This is a genomic window from Solemya elarraichensis gill symbiont, assembly GCF_002021095.1.
Classification (GTDB): domain Bacteria; phylum Pseudomonadota; class Gammaproteobacteria; order Chromatiales; family Chromatiaceae.
In genome coordinates this window covers 1-3,048 of record NZ_MPRK01000206.1, presented here as the reverse complement: position 1 = coordinate 3,048, position 3,048 = coordinate 1, and the positions used below count along the sequence as shown (strand labels likewise).

Here is a 3,048-nt window from a genome sequence, read left to right as displayed (position 1 = left end):
TCTTCCTCCCTCAGCTGTTTGTTATCCCGCATGACGTTATATCGGCTCTTGCCATGAATGTTCCACTCGTTGTCAATAATCAGATGACGAGGGTAGAGGTTGCCACCTATAGACAACATTCGGTACTTCCTGAAAAGGCCATCATCATTGCGATAGTCGTGGAGTTCGATCAGGAAGTAGTCTCGCCCGTCGAAGGCAAAACACTCGAGCATGTGGATATCATTCAGCGATTTCAGCAGCAACATGTTTTCTCCGTCGTGCCCGCCGGCCGGCCGGACGATTATCGGCAGGCTGATATCGCCTTTTTCGATGATCTCCTGTATATCACTGCAGTAGTGTGGTGCGACTCGCAGGGTTTTCGGTATCACGATGCCATCCATGTGACCGAAATGCAGGTAGAGTCCGTCCCGTGATGTTTGTTTCACCCTGGCAGGGTGGTTCAGACAGGGAATCCCGTTGCTATCGATAAACTCAATGGCGGCTTCGAGCGCTTTGCTGCTCAGATCGGGATCGCTAATATAGTTGAATGCGAAATCGACCCTGGGGATGTCGGCACGCTTGGGGCGTGAACCGCCCAGAACCAGTGAATGGTGTTCAAATCCTTCCAGGCGCTCATCTGCAAGCAACTTTAGATTTCCATTATAGGCGTAGACGAAGGCGCCGAGTTCGAAATCAAAGTGTTGGACCAGGATGGAGTTTGAGTCGGGTACCGCCTTAATGTGCAACATAACAGGCTTTTTGGCGGGTGCGCTGGCCTGTTTTTCACGGGTAGTCTGCTTGAGACTGTAACTGAGTGACGGGAAGGTCTGAGTTTTTTTGCTCATACTAGTTAATACTAATCTCTCTACTTGGTGGTGGACACATTTCTATCGAGGATTTTATCAGGTTCGGAAGCAATAGGCGCCATAGCCGTAACCATTCTCTTGTGCGCCCGCTTCTCTCTTCCGGTAGCCAGTAGACCTTGTGCTTGTTGTCCTGCAGGGCAGCTGCGACTGTGATGCCCATTTCGCCAGGATAGAGGAGCCCGATACTTGCCGGTGTCATGAAGCCGCCTGTCGTTCTGGATTTGTGATGTTGATACTAGTGTGATCTTTTGTCAGTTTCTGCAGCAACCGTGTTGGCGAATTGACTTAACATTTCCATCTTGGCCTGTTCGTGCATGAGTAGATGCCTGTCACGATGTTTCGATGCCGGATGCGCCTTATTAATCGAAGTATTCATGGCGGGATTGGCCTTGAATACAAACAGTCTGTTGTCGGGTAACAGGGAGAAATCCATGCCACAATAGTCCAGGCCTATCTCTGAAAAGAGTGTCCGCACATTACTCACGCCATCGTTTCCGAGCACTTCTTCAAAGTTGTCGAGGTACTCGATCTCCTCCTGGATGAACTTCTCCGTATCGCGCATGAAGTTGTTTTTGTTTGCACCGTGGATTTTCCACTCCTTGTCGATAATCAGGTGGCGAGGATAAATCTTTCCATCAATCCAGATCATGCGGTACTTCCTGTAGAAACCATCATCACTGCGGTAATCATGGAACTCGATCAGGTAGTAGTCGCGACCGTCAAAGGCAAATCGTTCCAGTTCGTGGATGTCATCCAGTGACTTCAGCAGATACATGCCTTGTCCGCCATGTCTGCCAGCCGGGCGAATGATCAGTGGCAAGACAACATCTCCCGCTTCAACTATGGCCTGTACCTCCTTGCAGGAGTGCGGCGAGATGCGCAGGGTTCTCGGGATTAGCGGCCCGTTTATGTCACTGAAATGCTGGAAAAGCCCATCTCGGGTCAGGCGCAGGACTTTTGCAGGATGATTCAGGGTAGGAAGACTGTTCCCGTCAACGAATTGAACTGCATATTCGAGGGATTTTCTGCTGATATCCGGGTCGCAGATAAAGTTAAAGGCGAAATCAACCCTGGGGATATCGATACGCTTTGGTTGTAATCCACCCAGTATCATCGCCTGGTGCTCAAACTCGTTCGGTCGTTCATTCTCAAGCAGATGGAGATTGCCATTGTATGAATAATTGAATCCCCCAAGCGCGTGGTCATAGTTCTCAACTTTAATCTCATGATTGTCTGGAATCGCCTTGATATGCAGCATGATAGATTGATTCCGGCTATTGACTGCCTGCTGTTTGTTGCTTCCAGTATTTGTGTTGAAACTGAGCGACGGGAGACTCGATGGTTTGATTTTCATAATCAGCTGATGTGTCGTGGTCTGGCCATGAGTGGCTGTGGTTTTTGGGTGGTCAGTTTATCAGGTTTGGTTTGAACATAAAAAACGGGGCTCGAAAGCCCCGTTCCAGATCATGCAATTTCTAAAGTGAGTTAGAAGTTGTGGATCAGGCCGACTGAGAAGCCGGAGGTAGCATCCATTTCAGTGTTAATCTGGTTATAGTCGTTACTGTCAGCATATGCTGCATAGGCAGTTGTACGCTTGCTCAGTGCGTGAGACAGGCCAATACCCCAGGAGCCCTGATCACTACCGCTGTCGTTATCATCAAGGCCGTAAGCGACAATCAGCTTGTTGTTACCGAAGCTGTAGCTACCGATGACGTTGATGTTCTTCTCAAGGTCTTCGTTGTCTTCCATAACATAGTTTGCTGCGATAGCGAAGGCATTCATGGTGTAACCAGCGCCAACCATGAAACGGTCGTTGTCGTTATTGCTACCAAGGTTGTTATTGCTACCAAGAGCGCCTTCGTCTTCGTAAGCAGCAGCCAGCTTCAGATCGTTGTTGCTGTACATAACACCGACAGCGTAGCCGTCAGCAAGACCGGTTGCGTTGTTAGTACCTTCACTAGGAACGATTGCGCCAGCAAAAGTCAGGCCGTTAATGTTCGGTGAAACATAAGCAATGGCGTTGCTGAAACGGTTCGCTTCAGCTGATGAGAGGCCAACTGCGTCCATGATGGTATCACCCATCATGTCGATGCCGGTGCTGTACCAAGCCATCTTGTATGGGCTGTCGTGACGACCATAGAGGAATGTACCCCAGTCACCGGTTAGGCCGATGTAGGCGTTACGTCCGTTTGGGTTGCCGTCG

5 protein-coding genes are annotated in these 3,048 nt (G+C 49.6%); 1 reads left to right on the top strand and 4 read right to left on the bottom strand.

Going from position 1 to position 3,048, the window contains the following annotated elements:
• The 3 genes from BOW51_RS09065 to BOW51_RS09055 all read right to left on the bottom strand — a co-directional run.
• On the bottom strand, positions 1 to 824 hold an 824-nt coding region (locus tag BOW51_RS09065; protein WP_503167676.1), incomplete at its 3' end, for an ATP-grasp domain-containing protein.
• A gap of 1 nt (position 825) precedes the next feature.
• Positions 826 to 1,044 (bottom strand): hypothetical protein, encoded by a 219-nt coding sequence (locus BOW51_RS09060; protein WP_135568198.1) that lies wholly within the window; start codon positions 1,042 to 1,044, stop codon positions 826 to 828.
• A 36-nt stretch (positions 1,045 to 1,080) separates the two neighbouring features.
• Positions 1,081 to 2,103, bottom strand: coding sequence for an ATP-grasp domain-containing protein (locus BOW51_RS09055; RefSeq protein ID WP_078477443.1), 1,023 nt, complete (start codon positions 2,101 to 2,103; stop codon positions 1,081 to 1,083).
• Here BOW51_RS09055 and BOW51_RS11435 point away from each other — a divergent pair.
• Positions 2,095 to 2,274 carry a hypothetical protein gene (locus BOW51_RS11435; protein WP_217349024.1) on the top strand — a complete coding sequence of 60 codons (180 nt, stop codon included), beginning with the start codon at positions 2,095 to 2,097 and terminating at the stop codon, positions 2,272 to 2,274. The genes BOW51_RS09055 and BOW51_RS11435 overlap by 9 nt on opposite strands.
• Positions 2,275 to 2,330: 56 nt before the next feature.
• Here BOW51_RS11435 and BOW51_RS09050 read toward each other — a convergent pair.
• Positions 2,331 to 3,048: porin (locus BOW51_RS09050; protein ID WP_135568197.1), on the bottom strand; the 718-nt coding region annotated here is incomplete at its 5' end.